This is a genomic window from Cytophaga sp. FL35 (assembly GCF_014349235.1).
Taxonomy (GTDB): Bacteria; Bacteroidota; Bacteroidia; order Flavobacteriales; family Flavobacteriaceae; genus Euzebyella.
The window spans coordinates 112,083-130,865 of record NZ_JACSOH010000012.1 but is presented as its reverse complement, the minus strand read 5'-3'; the positions used below and the strand labels follow the sequence as shown (position 1 = coordinate 130,865).

Annotated in this window: 13 protein-coding genes and 1 tRNA gene; 9 read left to right on the top strand and 5 right to left on the bottom strand. The window is 41.0% G+C overall.

Features of this window, described 5'->3' with window-relative positions; all coding sequences use genetic code 11:
• Positions 1 to 84 precede the first annotated feature (84 nt).
• The 3 genes from BIZ36_RS11630 (at position 85) to BIZ36_RS11620 (ending at position 6,576) form a co-directional block, all read left to right on the top strand.
• Entirely contained in the window at positions 85 to 3,432 is a 3,348-nt protein-coding gene (locus tag BIZ36_RS11630) for a SusC/RagA family TonB-linked outer membrane protein (protein WP_187458077.1), read from the top strand.
• A gap of 10 nt (positions 3,433 to 3,442) precedes the next feature.
• Positions 3,443 to 4,915, top strand: a complete 1,473-nt coding sequence (locus BIZ36_RS11625) for a RagB/SusD family nutrient uptake outer membrane protein (RefSeq protein WP_187458076.1) — start codon at positions 3,443 to 3,445, stop codon at positions 4,913 to 4,915.
• 77 nt (positions 4,916 to 4,992) lie between these two features.
• The gene (locus tag BIZ36_RS11620) at positions 4,993 to 6,576 is read left to right on the top strand and encodes a sulfatase (RefSeq protein WP_187458075.1); all 1,584 of its coding nucleotides are present in this window, start codon (positions 4,993 to 4,995) and stop codon (positions 6,574 to 6,576) included.
• A gap of 104 nt (positions 6,577 to 6,680) precedes the next feature.
• Here BIZ36_RS11620 and BIZ36_RS11615 read toward each other — a convergent pair.
• Both BIZ36_RS11615 and mce read right to left on the bottom strand, forming a co-directional pair.
• Positions 6,681 to 6,754: transfer RNA gene (locus tag BIZ36_RS11615), tRNA-Ile, on the bottom strand.
• Between the two features lie 116 nt (positions 6,755 to 6,870).
• Positions 6,871 to 7,281, bottom strand: coding sequence for a methylmalonyl-CoA epimerase (gene mce, locus BIZ36_RS11610; protein WP_187458074.1), 411 nt, complete (start codon positions 7,279 to 7,281; stop codon positions 6,871 to 6,873).
• Positions 7,282 to 7,353: 72 nt separating this feature from the next.
• On the opposite strand from mce, the gene rbfA reads away from it, so the two are divergent.
• A complete protein-coding gene (gene rbfA / locus BIZ36_RS11605; RefSeq protein ID WP_187458073.1) occupies positions 7,354 to 7,746 on the top strand; it encodes a 30S ribosome-binding factor RbfA in 393 nt (130 codons plus the stop codon).
• A gap of 2 nt (positions 7,747 to 7,748) precedes the next feature.
• Complete coding sequence (locus tag BIZ36_RS11600; protein ID WP_187458072.1) at positions 7,749 to 8,939, top strand: ABC transporter permease; 1,191 nt, start codon at positions 7,749 to 7,751, stop codon at positions 8,937 to 8,939.
• Here BIZ36_RS11600 and dusB read toward each other — a convergent pair.
• The gene (gene dusB, locus BIZ36_RS11595; protein WP_187458071.1) at positions 8,936 to 9,931 is read right to left on the bottom strand and encodes a tRNA dihydrouridine synthase DusB; all 996 of its coding nucleotides are present in this window, start codon (positions 9,929 to 9,931) and stop codon (positions 8,936 to 8,938) included. The two genes, BIZ36_RS11600 and dusB, sit on opposite strands and share 4 nt — an antisense overlap.
• Before the next feature lie 99 nt (positions 9,932 to 10,030).
• On the bottom strand, positions 10,031 to 12,430 hold the full coding sequence (locus BIZ36_RS11590; protein ID WP_187458070.1) for an outer membrane beta-barrel protein: 2,400 nt from the start codon (positions 12,428 to 12,430) through the stop codon (positions 10,031 to 10,033).
• A 274-nt stretch (positions 12,431 to 12,704) separates the two neighbouring features.
• Between BIZ36_RS11590 and lepA the strand changes: the two genes are divergently transcribed.
• Together lepA and BIZ36_RS11580 are read left to right on the top strand one after the other, a co-directional pair.
• Positions 12,705 to 14,501: a translation elongation factor 4 gene (gene lepA, locus BIZ36_RS11585; protein WP_187458069.1), complete on the top strand. Its 1,797-nt coding sequence runs from the start codon at positions 12,705 to 12,707 to the stop codon at positions 14,499 to 14,501.
• A gap of 237 nt (positions 14,502 to 14,738) precedes the next feature.
• Entirely contained in the window at positions 14,739 to 14,972 is a 234-nt protein-coding gene (locus tag BIZ36_RS11580) for a GTP-binding protein LepA (protein WP_187458068.1), read from the top strand.
• Here the strand turns inward: BIZ36_RS11580 and BIZ36_RS11575 are convergent.
• Positions 14,969 to 16,822 (bottom strand): cation:proton antiporter, encoded by a 1,854-nt coding sequence (locus tag BIZ36_RS11575; RefSeq protein ID WP_187458067.1) that lies wholly within the window; start codon positions 16,820 to 16,822, stop codon positions 14,969 to 14,971. The genes BIZ36_RS11580 and BIZ36_RS11575 overlap by 4 nt on opposite strands.
• A gap of 206 nt (positions 16,823 to 17,028) precedes the next feature.
• On the opposite strand from BIZ36_RS11575, the gene BIZ36_RS11570 reads away from it, so the two are divergent.
• Both BIZ36_RS11570 and BIZ36_RS11565 read left to right on the top strand, forming a co-directional pair.
• Positions 17,029 to 17,892 carry an MBL fold metallo-hydrolase gene (locus BIZ36_RS11570; protein WP_187458066.1) on the top strand — a complete coding sequence of 288 codons (864 nt, stop codon included), beginning with the start codon at positions 17,029 to 17,031 and terminating at the stop codon, positions 17,890 to 17,892.
• Complete coding sequence (locus BIZ36_RS11565; RefSeq protein WP_187458065.1) at positions 17,873 to 18,775, top strand: SMP-30/gluconolactonase/LRE family protein; 903 nt, start codon at positions 17,873 to 17,875, stop codon at positions 18,773 to 18,775. Before BIZ36_RS11570 ends, BIZ36_RS11565 begins: the two co-directional genes overlap by 20 nt.
• The last annotated feature ends 8 nt before the right edge of the window (positions 18,776 to 18,783 follow it).

The following is an 18,783-nucleotide window of genomic DNA, read 5'->3' as shown; positions in this document are numbered from 1 at the left end:
AAAGACCTGCACCTTCCACAGCTAAGGCCTTTTCCCGTAAAATGAACGATTAAAACAATTTTTAACCAATCACTCAACTAATTTATGCAAACTTATTTTAACACTAGAGCTCCTATAATTAGGATAGGGGTCCTTTTTAGACTACTTGTGAAGCTATATCTCATTTTATTCTGTGTCTTCTCCTTTGCCATGGGTACCAAGGATGCCTTGTCCCAAGACGCTAAAATTTCCATTGCTACCGAGAAATCTGTAAGCGTAAAACAGGTGTTTCGCCTAATCCATAAGCAAACGGGGTATAAATTCATTTTTAGTAACGAATATTTTAAAAACGCCCCCAATGTAACCTTGGCTCCTGGAGAGATTAAAACGAAAGATTTACTACATAATTGTCTGTCTCCACTAAACCTCGGTTTTGAGTTCACCGACTCCGAGACAATTGTTGTACAACGAAAACCTCAGGAAACCGAAGGGGAAAACATCACAAGAAAGACACTGCAATTTTCCATATCTGGAACAGTGGTAGATGCGGATGGCACCCCACTACCGGGTGCCAACATCATAGAAAAAGGCACCACAAATGGAACCCAAACTGATTTTGATGGAAATTTTACACTTAATATAAGCGATGACCAAGGCACTATTATTGTCTCCTATATAGGTTTTGCAACAAAGGAAATACCGGTTAATGGGTCTTCCGCCTTTAACATATCCTTGGAAGAAAACGCTGCAGGATTGGAAGAGGTAGTGGTTGTGGCTTATGGAACGGTAAAAAAGTCAGACCTTACAGGATCTGTTGCATCCATAAAAACCGATGAAATTAACTCTACCCCTTCTGCAAGACTTGATGACGCCCTTAGGGGCAAAGTTTCCGGAGTCCAAATTACCCCAACCTCGTCACAACCGGGCGCAGCAGCATCAATCAGAATTAGGGGAACTAACTCTATTACGGGTAACAGCTCCCCGCTTTTTGTAATTGATGGTCTAATTGGAGCCGGAAATTCTGCAGATATTAATGTGCAAGACATAGAATCGGTCGAGGTTCTAAAGGACGCGTCTGCAACAGCCCTGTATGGGTCGAGAGGCTCGGCAGGAGTTGTTCTCATTACAACGAAAAGAGGAAAAGCAGGGCAGTCTAAATTTACTTATGATGGCTATACTACTTTTCAATCGCCTACAAGGTTTATCGATGTCCTAAACGCTTCTCAATTTGCCGATTGGCAAAATGAAGTACAGGGAACTGAAGCCTACCCAAATCCTCTTTCTTATGGGGAGGGCACTAACTGGCAAGAAGAAATTTATAGAAACGGAGCCCCAATGACCAGCCATACCCTTTCCGCATCCGGCGGCAATGAGAAGGCTCAGTATTTTGTTTCGGGCAACTATTTCAATCAAGAGGGAGTTTTTACCGGCGGAAACTTAAAAAGGTATCAATTCCGTGCAAATGGCGATTATAAAATCAATGAAATATTGAAAGTAGGAAACTCGGTAACCATTTCCAGAAGCACAGCCGTTCCCAGAAGCAGCAATATAATAAATATAGCCGGGTGGTTCCCGACCTTGCCGGTCAAGGATGAAAACGGAGAGTATACCATACAGACGGCAAGTGCCGAACTTTCGGCCGAGAACCCCGTTGGTGCCGCCGCCAAGAATGTCAATCTAGACACCAGAACAAGAATTTTAGGCACAGTATTCGCTGAACTGGAACCAATTGAAAACTTGCGTTATAAAATTAATTATGGTACTGATCTTGCATTAACAAAAAATGAGGATTATGCACCTTCCACACTTTTTAGCCAAGCCAATGATAGAGGAACTGCAACCATTGGCAATTCAGAGTACCTAAGCGTTCTTCTAGAACAAACTCTAACATATAATAAAGATATTGGTAATCATAGTCTTGATGGGCTTTTAGGTTACACCAGACAAAGAATATTTAATTCCGGAAGCACTGTACAAACTAGAGGTTTTACTACGGATTACTTCACATATAATAATATTGATTCGGGCTCTGAGAGAACAGGTGCTGGTTCATTCGCAAATGAATTTGGAGTTGAATCTTTCTTATTTCGCTTAAACTATTCGTACAAAGGTAAATACCGCCTTACACTAAACGGAAGGGTGGATGGCTCGTCTAACTTTGCCAAGGACAGCAAATGGGGGACCTTTCCTTCCGTGGCCGTGGCATGGAACGCCGGTAGGGAAAAATTTATTGAAAATTTATCGCTTTTCGATAATTTAAAGTTAAGGGCAAGTTACGGTAGACTTGGCAACCCTGCTTCCGGCGGAACTTCCCTAGCTCGTCTAGGTGCCGGCTTTACCTATCTTTTTGGGAATAGTGGGGATATTACAAATGGTATTGGCCTTAACCGATTGGGCAATGACCAATTAAAATTCGAAACTACGGACCAGTTGGATCTAGGTTTGGATACTTCCTTTTTTAACGACCGCCTGCAAGTAACCCTCGATTACTATCATAAAAAAACCAAGGACCTATTTACCGACCAGGAAATCCTATGGATAGCCGGTGTGCCTACGGCAATTATCCCCACAAACTTCGGAACCATTGAAAACTCCGGGCTTGAGCTTTTTATCAACTCCATAAATATTGACAAGGGAGACTTTAGATGGGATACCAGCTTTAATATTTCGACAAACAAAAACCAGGTCGTTTCCATCCCTGACGAAGACGGGGAGCTGTTGATAAACAGGATAGGTGGGGTCGTAAACATTCCTTCAGCCGTAATCAAAGAAGGCGAGCCCCTGGGTGCATTTTATGGTTATATCCGTGATGGCATTTGGAATTCACAGGAAGAAATTAATGCCGCGGGTCTTGAAGGTCGGGGAGTTTTCCCGGGCGGAAAAAGATTTAGGGATATCAGCGGACCCGAAGGAGTTCCCGATGGGATAATTGACAACAACGACCAAACCGTAATCGGAAGCCCTCACCCCGATCTATTTGGGGGAATGGACAATACCATTACCTATAAAAACTTTGAGTTTTCAATGTATTGGTCTTTTGTATTGGGCAACGACATATTCAATGAAACGGATGCGTGGTTGAACACAGCTTTCGACAACAATGTGAGTGCCAGGTTCTCCGACCGGTGGACCCCGACCAACACAGAAACCTCGGTGCCTTCCGTAAGAGGCGTCTTTAGAACCGAATTGGTACCTGAAACGGGAATCATTGAAGACGGGTCTTTTCTAAGGTTGCGAAACTTAAGCTTGGGTTACAATATCCCTTCGGATAAACTGCCCATTTTTCAAAGTGCCAAGGTATATGTAAGAGGAACTAACCTTTTGCTTTTCGACAATTATAGTGGGTATGACCCCGAAATTAATAGAGGGGACGAAAATGCAAGAAGAGGATATGATCAAGCCCAAGATCCTGCAGTTAGATCATACACACTAGGTTTAAGTTTGACTTTTTAAATAGCACACCATGAAAAAAATACTCTATATATTGATACTATTCCTCGGCCTTACCTCCTGTGAGGACATCATTACCGAGAAGCCTATTGATTTTTTGGTTCCCGGAACCTTTCCTGCAACCGAGCAAGACGCGATTGCGGCAACGACCGCTGCCTATACCCGTTTGCACAGCAGCATAATCTCGTTCTATTTTGGTTTTACTCCTAGCGATATAGCCTTTCAGGGGCAGCACAACATGCGCCCGGTTTCTTGGTTTTTAGACCTCAATGCCAATAATGGTGATGCAACCGTAATGTGGCAACAGAATTTCCAAGGTATTGCATTGGCCAATACGGTAATACAATATGTTCCTGATATTGAAATGAACAATGAGGCTTTAAAACGAAGATTGATTGGCGAAGCTAAATTTTTACGGGCCTTCTATTACTTCGAATTGGTGCGTGTTTACGGTGAAGTCCCTATATTAAACAGTGTAGTTATAGATACCGAAACGTTACAAGGAGTTACACGGAACACCGTACAGGAAGTATACGACCTGATAGAATTGGACTTGATGGAGGCCATTCCGGTCTTACCTGATACGTATGTCGGGGAAGAAAAAGGGCGTGCTACCAAATGGTCGGCTGCCGGACTCTTGGCAAAGGTACATTTGACACAGGGCGAATGGCAACTGGCCAGTCAGCGGGCACAGGAGGTCATAGATTCGGGAATGTTCGGCTTAGTGGCCGATTACAATAGTTTGTGGGGCCAAAATGCCGAATACGTCGACATGCCCGACAAGAATGGCAATCTGGTCAATGAAAATGTCTTTGATATTCAATTCGAGCAAAATGAAAGACCTGATTTCAAACAAAGCTGGGTAGGGTCGAGAGATACTGAAATCGTTGGGGCCACGAACGCCGTAGGCGGCGGTTGGGAGAATATGTTACCCACAACCGACTATCTAAATATGTTTGAAGAAGGTGATTTAAGAAAGGATATCAGCTATATAACCGAACTTGACGGCAATGTTCTCGAATCTCCCAGAACACCTGGTGCAGGTCCGATTACCGGTAAATATTTAAACGCCGATGGCGACCCTCCAAAAAGTAACAACGGAAGCCAAAACACCCATGTACTGCGCTATGCTGATATTTTGCTAATGCGTGCCGAGTCTGAAAACGAACTGAATGGTCCGGCGAACGCTTACTTTTTCATCAATCAAGTCCGCGAAAGAGCAGGATTACCAGAGCTTGCAGGTCTGGACCAATCTACATTTAGGGAGGCCCTAAAAAAAGAACGAGCCACCGAATTGGGCTTTGAAGGTCATCGTAAGTTCGATTTGCTTAGATGGGGCCAATTTGTCGAGACCATCCGCAATGTGGAAGACCCCCATATGGATGTTCCGGGAGCCAATATCCAAGAACACCATGTTTTAATGCCCGTTCCGGCCCGGGAAATCGAAATTTCCGAAAACAGTATCAGTCAAAACCCAGGATATTGATACGCTTGTATGTAAACCGACCAATTGTCAGCCATGGGTTTTGAACCCATGGTTTTCCATAAACTTCAGATAACTTTATGAAAAAAAGACTCTTAGTACTTGCCATTCTAGGTTTATCGGTTTTTGCCTGCAAGCAGCCACAGAAAGAATTGGTTGACAAAAAACCCAACATCCTGTTCATTCTAGTTGATGACTTAGGCCTCAACGACCTCAGCGCAACGGGAAGCACCTACTACGAAACCCCAAACGTCGACCGCATCGCCGATGAGGGGGTGGTATTCACTCAAGGCTATGCGGCCAGTAGGGTATGCAGCCCTTCCCGCGCCAGTATAATGACCGGTAAATTTACCGCCAGGCACGGGATAACCGATTGGATTGGGGCCAAATCTGGAACAGATTGGAGAGAACATGGTCGGCATGATAAATTGTTGCCCGCTGAATATAAGCATGCCTTGCCCAAATCAGATATATCCATTGCAGAAGCATTCAAGGCCAATGGATACATCACCTTTTTTTCGGGCAAATGGCATTTAGGGGACGAAGGAAATTATCCCGAAGATCATGGTTTTGATATCAATATAGGGGGCTGGGACAAGGGAAGTCCGATAGGTGGTTATTTTTCACCTTGGAACAACCCTAAACTGTCAAACAGGGAAAAAGGGGAGAACTTGACCGTGCGTTTGGCACAGGAAACCGCAGATTTTATAGCGCAACACAAGGATACCACCTTCTTTGCCTTTTTGTCGTTTTACGCCGTGCACGGCCCTATTCAGACATCAAAAGAGAAGTGGGCAAAATACCGTGAAAAAGCCGCAAATCAGGGTATAACCCAAAGCGGATTTAAGATGGAACGCGTACTTCCCAGTCGACAGGTGCAGGACAATCCTATCTATGCCGGACTTGTGGAATGTATGGATGATGCCGTTGGTGTAGTTCTGGATGCGTTAAAAGCCAATGGCCTTGAAGAGAACACTATTGTCGTCTTCACTTCCGATAATGGAGGTGTGGCCTCGGGAGATTCTTTTTCAACTTCCAATTTGCCCTTAAGGGGTGGGAAGGGATATCAATGGGAAGGAGGCATTCGTGAACCTTATTTTATCAAAGTGCCTTGGTTAAAACAGTCAAAAGAAATTGATTTCCCAGTTACAGGTGCCGATTTTTTTCCTACCCTCCTTGACTTAGCGAATATTGATTTACTGCCCGAGCAACATATGGATGGGCTGAGTCTAAGACCTCTACTAGAAGGAAAGAAGATTAATGTACCGCGTCCACTCTTTTGGCACTACCCCCATTACGGTAATCAGGGCGGTAATCCGTCATCTATTATTCGTGAAGGTAAATGGAAACTAATACATTATTGGGAGGACGATAGTGAAGAGCTTTACAATCTGATTAACGATCCTGGTGAACGGAACAATGTTTATAATCAAAATCAAGAGTTGGCTAAAAGTCTTAGCAATACACTATTAAACTGGCTGGAAGAAGTTGGAGCGAATTATCCTAATCCTGATAATAAATATAATGATGAATTAGCAATTCAAAGATTTAAAAATACAGTCGAAAAAAGACTGCCGGAACTAGAAAAGGAACGGCTTGATTTTTTAGATCCAAACTTCAGCCCAAATAATGACTGGTGGGGAAGCAAGGTTACTGAAGATTAAAAATATACATAGTATCTCAAGTTATAGCCAATAGATATAGTCTGTTCGTACCCCTCAAAACAAGAAAGCCTCTCGATTTCTCGAAAGGCTTGTCGTTGCGACTGTGGTCCCACCTGGGCTCGAACCAGGGACCACCTGATTATGAGTCAGGTGCTCTAACCAACTGAGCTATAGGACCGGTCTTTTTCAAAATGTCATCGCCATAGATGGACTATGGCAGAAAATGAGCGCAAATTTAAGTATAAACGGCAACTACGCAAAATTTTGTTCTTCGTTTCTATAAAAAAGAGAGATTTATTCGTCATTTTTAATTTCTTGACAAAGCTCTATCAGTACCCCGTTGCAGGATTTTGGGTGAACAAAGGCTACCAATTTATTATCTGCTCCTTTTTTGGGGGAGTCATCGATGATATCAAACCCTTCCTTTTTTAATCGGATAATTTCCTTGTGGATATCGGTTACCAAAAAAGCAATATGGTGAATTCCTTCACCCCTTTGTTCTACGAATTTGGATATAGGGCCCTGGTTATGGGTAGCTTGCAACAGCTCAACTTTACTATCCCCCGTTTTAAAAAAGGAGGTAAGGACTCCCTCTGAGTATACTTCTTCTATTTTATAATGGGAAACCCCCAATATCTTACGGTAAACCTCATTGGCCTTCTCCAAGTCATTGACAGCAATACCTACATGCTCTATTTTTTTCACATTTGCCATTATATTTTATGCTGTAAGGTCATATCTTCCTAATTTACATTTAATTCTGCGTATTTTTGCCCAATGGAAACACAAAGACAGAAAAAAATAGCGGGTGTTATACAAGAGGATATTGTTGATATTCTTCAGCGTGCCGCAAAAGATGGAGGATTGCAGGGTACATTGATTTCCGTAACCAAAGTAAAAGTAACTACGGACTTATCAATTGCAAAGGTCTATATAAGTATATTTCCCAACAAACAGGTTACAGAGCTAATGGAAGGGATAAAATCCAACCAACCTCTAATCAAGCATGAGCTTGCCCAAAGAACCCGAAACCAATTGCGCCGGGTACCCGAACTGCTCTTTTACTTGGATGATTCTATAGAGTATATGGACAATATTGAAAAATCCCTAAAGGGAAAGGATGATCCCATACAGAACAGGGAATTATTGGAGAAAAGAAAAAAAATATAGGATTGAACTTTCCGCTGTACATCGCTAAGCGCTACGTACGCTCCAAGAGTAGTCAGAATGCCATCAATATCATCAACTTAATTACCTTTTTGGTAATCGTTATTGGCTCTGCTGCATTATTTATAGTACTGTCGGGTTTTGCAGGTTTAAAGGGTTTTAGTCTTCAGTTTAGCAATACTTTTGATCCGGATTTAAAGGCACAACCAGTTCAGGGTAAAGTTTTTACTTTAAGTGAGGATCAGGAGGCCAAATTAAATCAATTGGATGATGTGGCAAGTTACACCAAAGAGCTAGAGGAAAAAGTATATTTAAAATTTCAAGGAAAAAGTCACATTGCATTTATAAAGGGTGTAGATACCAATTATACCCGTGTAACAGAAATGGACAGTACCGTTCTCTACGGTAATTGGCGAATAAACGAAGAGGAAGCTGTTGCCGGTATTGGGGTGATTAATATTCTTGGCCTGTCCGTTAACCAAAGTGCCTTAGTAGTAATGGCCCTTAAACCGGGAAAGGGTTCACTCTCCCTAAATGACTTAAAGACCAAACCCTATTTTATAAGCGGCGTATTTGGTGTTGAGGAAAATCTGGATAAAAAATACGTGTTTGCCGATTTACCCTCGGTGCAAAACCTGTTGGAAAGAACGGACCGTGAGGTGTCTGGGGTCGGCTTTAAATTACGTGAGGGTGCGGATGTAATTTCTGTAAAAAAGAACATTTCCGATATTTTAGGAAATGAGGTGCGGGTTTTGGACAGGCAGGAACTCAATAGCACCTTGCACCGAATGTTAAATACCGAAAACTTGGCCACCTATCTCATTTTTACCCTGGTACTTATCATTGCCCTTTTCAATGTGGTGGGAGCCATTATTATGATGGTATTGGACAAACAACAGAACCTGAAAACTTTATATAATTTAGGAACAACCGTTAAAAAATTGCGGTCCATCTTTTTTGTTCAAGGTCTGCTTGTTACCGGAGTTGGAGGATTTATTGGAGTAGTTATAGGCTCTTTACTTATTTGGTCCCAATTAGCATTTGAGTGGCTAAAAATAACTCCCAGTTTGCCCTATCCTGTGGAGTATCAATGGATCAATGTGGTTATTGTATTGGCGACCATATTAATATTAGGGGTAATTGCATCTAAAATTGCAAGTAGTAGGATCACTAAAAAATTGATAGCGTCTACTTAGTGGCTAAATTCATAATCGCCAAATTTTTCAAGCGCTTCGTCAAAAGCTGCAAAAACATCTGCAGCATCATCGCTGGTAACCATTTTCATACGATATTCCTTAAAATTGGGAATCCCCTTAAAATAGTTGGTATAATGCCTGCGGGTTTCAAAGACGCCTAATTTTTCCCCTTTCCAATCAATCGACATTTGTAAATGCCTTCTAGCGGCATCTACCCGTTCTTCCATGGTGGGAGGTGCCAGATGTTCCCCAGTCTTAAAATAATGTTTTACCTCATTAAAAAACCAAGGATAACCAATACTTGCGCGACCTATCATGGCTCCGTCCAAACCAAAATCATCTCGCATTTTAACGGCAGCTTCCGGGGTGTCTACATCACCATTTCCAAAAACGGGAATATGCATTCTAGGATTGTTTTTCACTGCGGCAATGGGTTCCCAATTTGCACTACCCTTGTACATTTGTGCACGGGTGCGGCCATGTATGGCAATCGCTTTACACCCCACATCCTGTAACTTTTCGGCTACCTCTACTATTTTAATGGAGTTTTCATCCCAACCCAAGCGGGTCTTAACAGTAATGGGCAATTTGGTACGTTCTACCATGGCCTTGGTCAAAGATACCATAAGGTCAATATCCTTTAATATTCCGGCGCCAGCACCTTTACTCACTACCTTTTTAACAGGGCAGCCAAAATTGATGTCAATAATATCAGGATTGGACTTTTCAACAATATCAACAGATTGAAGCATGGAATCTAAATTAGCTCCAAAAATCTGGATTCCTACAGGGCGCTCCTTTTCGTATATATCCAGTTTCATGACACTTTTTGCCGCATCACGAATAAGTCCTTCAGAAGAAATGAATTCCGTATACACAACATCAGCACCATTTTCCTTGCACAATGCGCGAAACGGAGGGTCGCTTACATCTTCCATAGGCGCCAATAATAGCGGAAAATCAGGCAATTGTATATCACCAATCTTGGGCATAGCTTTCTTCTTTTTTTGGGATGGCAAAATTACATAATTTCCGCGGATAGCAGGTAATCAAGTAATTGTCTTAGCTAAATTTATGAAATGAGAAGTAGTTTACAACCTATTCCTTTCTTCTACCCGTTTGTATTTTTTATTACTTCTGATTTTGGAATTACCAAATTTATATCTGAACCCAACGGTAAATAACCTATTTTCCGTTCGCTGGAAAGAGCTTCCATTTTGGTCCAGATAGTTACGGGAGCTAAAAACATTTCCTTGGTTAAAGATATCATCCAGACCAAGGCTAAGACTTGCCTTGTTATCAAAAAGGGATTTTCTAAGCGAAAAATCCAAGGCGCCATACCCTTCATACGAGGAGTTTTTTCTTATTGCGGGTGCAAACCAACGATAGCTAAGGTTGGCCGTAAGTGATTTATCCGCCAGGAACGTAAAGTTATTGTTTGCCCTCATAAACCAGCTAAACTGGTCATTTTTTACTAGTAGGCCAGACTCCAGATCTGTAAATTGAATAGTGCGCTGGTAAAAACTGGATAATAGGTAGAAATCCCAAAATTTGGTAAAATCCCGGTTGACTATAAAATCCATTCCATATGCAAAATCCCTATCTATGTTGGTATTCACAAATCGAAGCCAATTTAATTCGTTGTTCTGAAAAACAAGTTGCCCCAAACTATTGTTGGCGTTTTTATAAAAAAGTTCAATGGTATATTTCTTTTTTAATGTATAACCTGAGGCAATATAACTGTTGGTAGAGGGCAATAAATTAGGATTGCCCTCAACGGTAGAGAAATTGCTCTGGAATATTTGAAACGGATTAATGTTGGCATATCTGGGCCTGGTAATCCGTCTAAAATAGTAAATGTTAAAACTATGATTGTTATTGGGAGTATATTTTAGGGAGGCAGAAGGGAAGAGTTTAAAATAGCTGTTTTTTGTAGCGCTTGCGCCCAAATTCCAGCTTCCTTGTGTTTCGGTATGTTCTGCTCTAAGCCCCATTTTTATGCTTAATGCATCCCACTTGCCATTTGCGGAAAGGTAGCCTGCATAAATAGACTCGTTATAAGAAAAGTTTCCTGCTTCCTGTGGGTCTATTCCAGGTGTTTCCAGATCAAAACCTCTTTGTAAGACTAAATTCTTAGACTCAATATTGGCATACTTTAAACCGGTTTCCCACTTCATTTTTTGGCCCCAAGGCGATGAGTAATCTGTCTGTAAGCTGTAGATGTTGATATACTGTTCCGTGTTAATGGTAAAATCGTTGGCTTGGGCAACTTTGTTTTCCAAATCAAAGAAATTAGAGGTCAATGCTTGAGCAGCATTTTTATCGTAGAAAGTATAGTGGCCATTAACAGATAATTGTGCCCCTTTTTCATTCAATTTTTGCTCATAGTCGATGTAATAGGAAGTGTTGATTAGATCTGAACTTCCCAAAATATCCGTATCAAATCCTGAAAATAGGCTATCGCCCACAATTTCTGTCTTCGTATCATAGGTTCTTCGCGCTTTGGGAATATATAAGGACATGACGGACAGACTAATTTTACTGTTCCCATTAAGTTCATAGTCCAAGAAAGCCGAAAGATTATGCTGTTTTTGCTTTCTAATAAATTCTTGATTCGCTGTCCATGTTTCTGATTCTTCGGCAGTACCCAAGAAATTGGTGATGTCTTGATAGCGCTTTATATTTCTATCATGTCTAAAGCTATAATTGAAAGAGAAATCAATTTTTTTCCCTTTAAAATAATGCTCCATTCCCACCGTATGTTTGGGCAATACTGCCTGTGCATACCTATTGTAGATGGCTCCGTTATACCCTGCTATGAGATTCTTTTTCATTTTTAGATTAATAAGTGCGTGGTCTTCTGCACTGTATTTGGCAGGGGGCACGGTTATTACCTCAATAGATTCAACATTACTGGCAGAGGTGCCGGATAAAAGGTTAATGAGGTCCCTGGCTGGGATATGAACTTTTCTGCCGTTGATAAGCACACCAACCTGTCTACTTCCGTTAACGCTCAGTTGGTTGTTTATAATTAAAACACCGGGCGTGTTCTTTAAAACCTCCCAAATCTGCTGATCTTGAACGGCCGTATTCTCAATGGAATATACCAGACGGTCTACTTTTCTGTCGATTCTTGGTTTGTTCCCTGTTACAACCACTTCATCCAGTTTGGACTCCAATGAAATTTGAAGTACGCCAATATTGAGGTCCGACGATACGGAAATCGATTGCGCAACCGACTCATTTTCAAGGTAAGAAGCTTTTAAGATATAATTTCCCGCTAAGATGTTTTTGAGCACAAACTCACCATTTTCATTTGTAAGTCCACCATCAACCAAGGAAGAGTCCTTCACACTTAGCAGCATGATATTGGCATAGGAAACAGGCTCATGGTCTTCATTCTCTACTGTACCCGAGATGGAGACATCTTGGGCAAAAGCTGCAATAACAAAGAACAAGCAAAACAAAAAGGGGCAAAGCGTATGTCTCACTTAGTGGTATAGGTTCATTCCCAAAGCTATAGAAATACGTAAAAACCTACAAAGAAAAACTCTTAATATTACAACTTTTTTAGATAATGCAACGTAAACAGTGGGCTTGGACGGGTGATTCATTTGCTCGAATTTGTCAAAAAATTAGGCCTAAGTGGTTTAAAACATTCTATTTGGAATGTATTCCTTAAAAGATATATGCAAGTAATTGTTCTTTAGTCAAATCGATATAAAATAATGTATCTTTGCCCTCTTAAACGCCGTTCGTATTGCTATGAAGAACATTCGAAACTTTTGCATTATTGCCCATATAGACCATGGTAAAAGTACCTTGGCAGACCGCTTGTTGGATTTTACAGGATCGGTTACCGAAAGGGAAAAGCAAGACCAGCTTTTGGACAGTATGGATTTGGAAAGGGAACGTGGAATCACGATCAAAAGCCACGCCATTCAAATGGAGTATGTGTACGAAGGTGAAACCTATGTGCTCAACTTAATTGACACTCCTGGACATGTTGACTTTTCCTATGAGGTTTCAAGGTCCATTGCCGCCTGTGAAGGGGCCCTGTTGGTAGTTGATGCGGCTCAAAGCATTCAGGCTCAGACCATCTCAAATTTATATTTGGCGTTGGAGAACGACTTGGAAATAATTCCGGTTCTAAACAAAGTAGACCTGCCTAGTGCCAATCCAGAGGAAGTAACGGATGATATTGTAGATCTTTTAGGTTGTGACCCAGAAGAAGTAATTCCCGCAAGTGCAAAAACAGGTATTGGAATTGGGGAAATATTGGAAGCAATCATTAAACGTATTCCCGCACCCAAAGGGGAACCGGAGGCTCCCTTGCAAGCCTTGGTTTTTGATTCGGTCTATAACCCTTTTCGCGGTGTAGAAACCTATTTTAGAATTATAAACGGGGAATTGAAAAAAGGCCAGAAAATTAAGTTCATGGCCACGGGCAAGAGCTATTATGCAGACGAAATAGGTACCCTTAAGCTTGTACAGCATCCAAAACCTAGAATCTCCACCGGAGATGTTGGTTACTTGATTACCGGAATTAAGGATGCAAGAGAGGTGAAGGTTGGGGATACCATCACCTTGACCGAAAACCCGTCCGAAAAAGCCATTGCCGGTTTTGAAGATGTAAAACCCATGGTTTTTGCAGGTATATATCCCGTAGATACGGAAGATTTTGAGGAGCTACGTTCCTCTATGGAAAAATTACAATTGAATGATGCCTCCTTGGTATTTACGGCCGAAAGTAGTGCAGCACTTGGTTTTGGATTTCGATGTGGTTTCTTGGGAATGCTCCATATGGAGATTATTCAAGAGCGTCTGGAGCGCGAATTTGATATGACGGTAATTACTACCGTTCCCAACGTAAGCTACCATGCCTATACCAATAAGAATCCTGATGATATAATAATAGTTAACAATCCTTCCGATTTACCGGATCCATCTACTTTGAACAGGGTAGAGGAGCCATACATTAAGGCAACGATTATTACGAAGTCCGATTTTGTGGGGAACGTTATGTCCCTTTGTATCGATAAGCGAGGTGAAATTACCAATCAGACCTACTTAACAACGGAAAGGGTAGAACTTACTTTTGACATGCCATTGGCCGAGATTGTTTTTGATTTCTATGACAGGTTAAAAACTGTTTCCAAAGGGTACGCCTCTTTTGACTATGCCCCAATTGGAATGCGCACTTCTAAATTGGTAAGGGTAGATATTCTTTTAAATGCCCAAAACGTGGATGCGCTGAGCGCCTTGGTTCACTTTGACAATGCCTATCACATTGGAAAAAAAATGTGTGAAAAATTAAAGGAACTCATTCCTAGGCAACAGTTTGATATTCCTATTCAGGCGGCCATTGGCGCTAAAATTATTTCTAGGGAAACTATTAAAGCCTTACGGAAGGATGTAACTGCCAAGTGCTATGGGGGTGATATTTCGCGTAAACGAAAGCTTTTGGAGAAGCAGAAAAAGGGTAAAAAGCGTATGCGCCAAGTGGGTAACGTAGAGATTCCGCAACAGGCATTTATGGCCGTTCTTAAGCTAAACGACTAATAATACCGTTTATCGGTTATTAAGAAGAATTCCAAATTTAAAACAATGGTAGCCCTTCATATTTAGGGTCTACTTCTGCTATCCCTGTATTTTTCACTGACTAAGAACAGCTTAGGAATTTCGTAAGTTTTTTCTTTCCTTTTGAATATGTTTTGAAAAGATTGGAACTTATCAACAACGGGCAATTTTTGTAGCCAAGGGTAGTTTTAGCTTTGTTCAAATTTATTTTGCTCGACCATGACAACCTATATTGCTCAGTTTATTGCAAAGCATATCAAAATCCCCACAAGGCAGCATTCCATTTTTATATGGCATCAAGAAAGCGGGGAAATAGATGCAGAACTTCTCGAGAACAAAATTAAAAGGGAAGCGGCTATCCACTTTTATCGCTTGGAGTCCAAAGATTCAATGGATATTGGCTTGGCCGATATTTCCGTGGAAGTTTTGAAAGCGATGCCGTTTGGAGGTTAATCCTCTTCAGGGTCGTCTTCCGTGTCATCTGCTTCCAGTACTTTTCCTAAATATACCAACCGGCATCCCTCGGTAATGTCGTTGAAATCCGTACTAAAGGAAGGTATTATTTTTAAATCCCCATCCGGAGTTTTTAGGAAAATGGGAACAATATTCTCGTCGGCTTTTGTTATTTCAATAAGCCCCTCATATTGTTCTTTGTCCTTTAATTCAATTTCATGAATAACGGGAAATTTCCTGGCCGTTTCGGTAAGCTTGATAAAATCGTCCGTATGGGAGAAAAGACCTTCCTTAGGATTGTTTTCGGGATTGTTCATTTCATCGGCATCAATGAGTCTAAAAGAACCGTTTTCCCCAAATTGCTTCCCGAATTTATTCACGGCGTATTTGTTAATATCCGAGTTTCCGGTTAGTGCCATTAGATACCCTACATCGTTCAATTCAATATTGTCCGTTAAATTATCGGAATAGATATTGGCGGTAATGGCTTCAATCCCCAGTTTCTTGGCTTTATCTATGTTGCTCTGGTTATTGTCAATAAGAACAACATGACGTTTGTTTTTCCTCAGATAATCGGCAATAATTCTGGAAACCTTGCTCGCTCCAATGATGACGATACCTTCGGACTTTGTCAAAAAGACTCCTATGGCCTTTGCGAACATACGGGCAGTGGTAGCATTCAACAAAACCGTACCCAAAACAATAACGAAAACCAAGGGAGTGATATATTCTGCGCCCTCTTCGCCCTTGGCCAATAATTTTGACCCAAATAGCGAGGCAATACCTGCGGCAACAATACCTCGTGGCCCAACCCAACCTATGAACAGCTTTTCATTAAATTTTAAATTGGAGCCTGTTGAACTCAAAAAAACACCAATGGGCCTGATTACAAAGACAATAATCAAGAAAAGTATAGCGGTATTCCAATTATAAATCAATTGTAGATCGGCCATATTAATATTGGCCGCCAACAAAATAAAAAGAATGGAAATTAAAAGTACACTTAAGGACTCTTTGAAATAGAGCAGTTCTTTAATATTGGGCAAATCTGTATTTCCCATTACCATTCCCATAATTACTACTGCCAAAAGGCCCGATTCGTGTGCAAAAACATCGCTCATTACAAATACTAGAAGCACTACGGATAAGGACACTACATTTAATAAATAATGTGGAATAAAGTTTCTTTTAATAACAAATGTAAGGGCATGGGCAAAGGTGAAGCCAAACGTAAAACCGAAAAGTAGTATTTTCCCGAATTCAATGAGGGCGGTCAAGGTGTAAGCTTGCCCCTCTCCAACACTTATAAATTCAAAGACCAAAACCGCGGCCAATGCCCCAATAGGATCAATAAGGATACCTTCCCATTTCAATACGGCAGAAAGATCTTTTTTCAAGGGAATGTTTCTTAAGATGGGAGTAATAACGGTGGGGCCTGTTACAATGATCAAGGATGAAAACAGAAAACAAATTTGCCAACTCAATCCAAAAATAAAATGGGCCGTGATTGCGGCACCAAAGAAAGTTACCAAACTACCCAATGTTATTAGTTTGGTAATTACGGGGCCCACGTTTCTAATTTCAGCACGTTTTAGGGTAAGTCCGCCTTCAAAAAGAATGATACTGATTGCTAGGGAAACAAAATAATAAAGTCCCTCCCCAGGAAAAAGTCCTTTTTGGCCGTTCCAGATAGGTTCAATTAATTTACTGCCGTCCTCTGTATAGAGCGTTGCAAAGGGCCCAACCAGCAACCCAATTAAAATTAAGGGTAAAATTGCAGGCAGTTTAAATCTCCATGCGACCCACTGCGCTATAATGCCCAAAATTATAATTCCTGCTAATTCAACCATGCCTTGCAATTTATCCAAAAATAGTAATTTTTGTTTCAGAAGGGAGGTGGTGGAATTATCTTATTAAAATTTTGTTTCGTACGTGTCAAAATGCATTTGTTGCTGGCTGAATCGGTATTTATTTGAACCCAATAACTGCAATGGTAGGAGTTGTTTGTTTGTGCTATGGCCTTTTCTTAATTTGCAATGCACGTTAATAACTAAATATGACGATATATCCCATAGAAACAGGAAATTTTAAGTTGGATGGAGGGGCCATGTTCGGTGTGGTACCCAAGACTATTTGGCAAAGAACCAACCCTGCTGATAACAAAAATCTAATAGATATTGCGGCAAGAAGTTTGTTAATTGAAGATGGTGATCGCTTAATCTTAGTAGATACAGGTTTAGGTAATAAACAATCGGATAAATTTTTTGGCTATTACTATCGATGGGGAGATTTTTCCTTGGATAGCTCTTTGGCCAGCCACGGCTTTCATAGAGATGATATTACCGATGTTTTTATGACACATCTCCATTTTGATCATTGCGGCGGTAGTATACAATGGAACAGGGATAGGACTGGCTATGAACCTGCGTTTAAAAATGCAAAATTTTGGACCAATAAGGAGCACTGGAAATGGGCCACCGAGCCCAATGCGCGCGAAAAGGCATCTTTTCTCAAGGAAAACTTACTGCCAATGCAAGAAAGTGGCCAGTTACACTTTATTGACAGACAGGATGAAAAGTTTATAAAAAACAGTGAATTAGGTTTTGATATACTTTTTGTAGATGGCCATACAGATAAGCAAATGCTTCCTTTTATTAAATATCAAGGAAAGACTTTAGTGTTTATGGCAGACCTGATACCTACGGTAGGGCATATTCCACTTCCTTACGTAATAGGTTATGATACAAGACCTTTGCTAACATTAGAAGAAAAGAAACTATTTTTGGACCAGGCCCTTGAAAATGAGTTTTACCTATTTTTTGAGCATGATGCACATAACGAAATTTGTACCTTGCAACAGACCGAAAAAGGGGCCAGATTAGACCAAATTTATTCATTTCATGAGCTTTTCAATTCATAGGATTCGTTTAGTACCGTGTGGTATTTTATTTATTGCCTTATTTTCCTGCAAAAACCAACAACTGAAGAGCACGGACTATACAAAAGAAGGGTCTTTTACCAAAGGAGTGGAAGGTCCTGCCGTTGATGCCGGTGGTGCAGTTTATGCAGTCAACTTTCAAAAAGAGGGAACTATTGGTGTTATAAATGACGTAGGCCAAGGGAAAATATTCTGCGAGCTTCCCGGAAACAGCGTAGGAAATGGCATTCGGTTTGATGTTCAAGGAAATATGTACGTGGCAGATTACGTAAACCATAATGTTCTAATCATAAAAAAAGGAAGCAGAACGTCTCAAGTACATGCGCACAATGCGAAAATGAATCAGCCCAATGATTTGGCTATTTCGCCTAGTGGAACCATTTTTTTAAGTGACCCAAATTGGGCAGAAAGTACGGGTAGCATTTGGAAAGTAAATTCAAACCGTGATATTGAATTGTTGGAAGATGGGATGGGTACCACAAATGGTATAGAAGTGAGTCCTGATGGCGCTTACCTGTATGTAAACGAGTCTGTGCAGAGAACGGTTTGGAGGTATAATCTGGACAAGGAAGGTAATATCAGCAACAAGACCATGTTCGCATCTTTTGATGATTATGGAATGGATGGCATGCGTTGTGATGAAAAAGGCAACCTCTACATTACCAGATACGATAAAGGCACTGTCGTCATCCTAAACCCCGATAAAAAAATCATAAAAGAGGTGCAATTGAAGGGAAAAAAGCCCTCAAACATTACCTTTGGGGGCAAAAATGGCAAAACCTGCTATGTAACTATGGCAGACCGTGGTAATTTAGAGACATTTCCGGCCTTGCATGCAGGTGCTTTTTATAAGCGAATACACTAATCTCAATT

What these genes read in the sequence shown, in the direction of transcription:
- BIZ36_RS11630 (WP_187458077.1), top strand. Translation starts at nt 85, where the DNA reads ATGCAAACTTATTTTAACACTAGAGCTCCTATAATTAGGATAGGGGTC.
- BIZ36_RS11625 (WP_187458076.1), top strand. Translation starts at nt 3,443, where the DNA reads ATGAAAAAAATACTCTATATATTGATACTATTCCTCGGCCTTACCTCC.
- BIZ36_RS11620 (WP_187458075.1), top strand. Translation starts at nt 4,993, where the DNA reads ATGAAAAAAAGACTCTTAGTACTTGCCATTCTAGGTTTATCGGTTTTT.
- rbfA (WP_187458073.1), top strand. Translation starts at nt 7,354, where the DNA reads ATGGAAACACAAAGACAGAAAAAAATAGCGGGTGTTATACAAGAGGAT.
- dusB (WP_187458071.1), bottom strand. Translation starts at nt 9,931, where the DNA reads ATGCCCAAGATTGGTGATATACAATTGCCTGATTTTCCGCTATTATTG.
- lepA (WP_187458069.1), top strand. Translation starts at nt 12,705, where the DNA reads ATGAAGAACATTCGAAACTTTTGCATTATTGCCCATATAGACCATGGT.
- BIZ36_RS11580 (WP_187458068.1), top strand. Translation starts at nt 14,739, where the DNA reads ATGACAACCTATATTGCTCAGTTTATTGCAAAGCATATCAAAATCCCC.
- BIZ36_RS11575 (WP_187458067.1), bottom strand. Translation starts at nt 16,822, where the DNA reads ATGGTTGAATTAGCAGGAATTATAATTTTGGGCATTATAGCGCAGTGG.
- BIZ36_RS11570 (WP_187458066.1), top strand. Translation starts at nt 17,029, where the DNA reads ATGACGATATATCCCATAGAAACAGGAAATTTTAAGTTGGATGGAGGG.
- BIZ36_RS11565 (WP_187458065.1), top strand. Translation starts at nt 17,873, where the DNA reads ATGAGCTTTTCAATTCATAGGATTCGTTTAGTACCGTGTGGTATTTTA.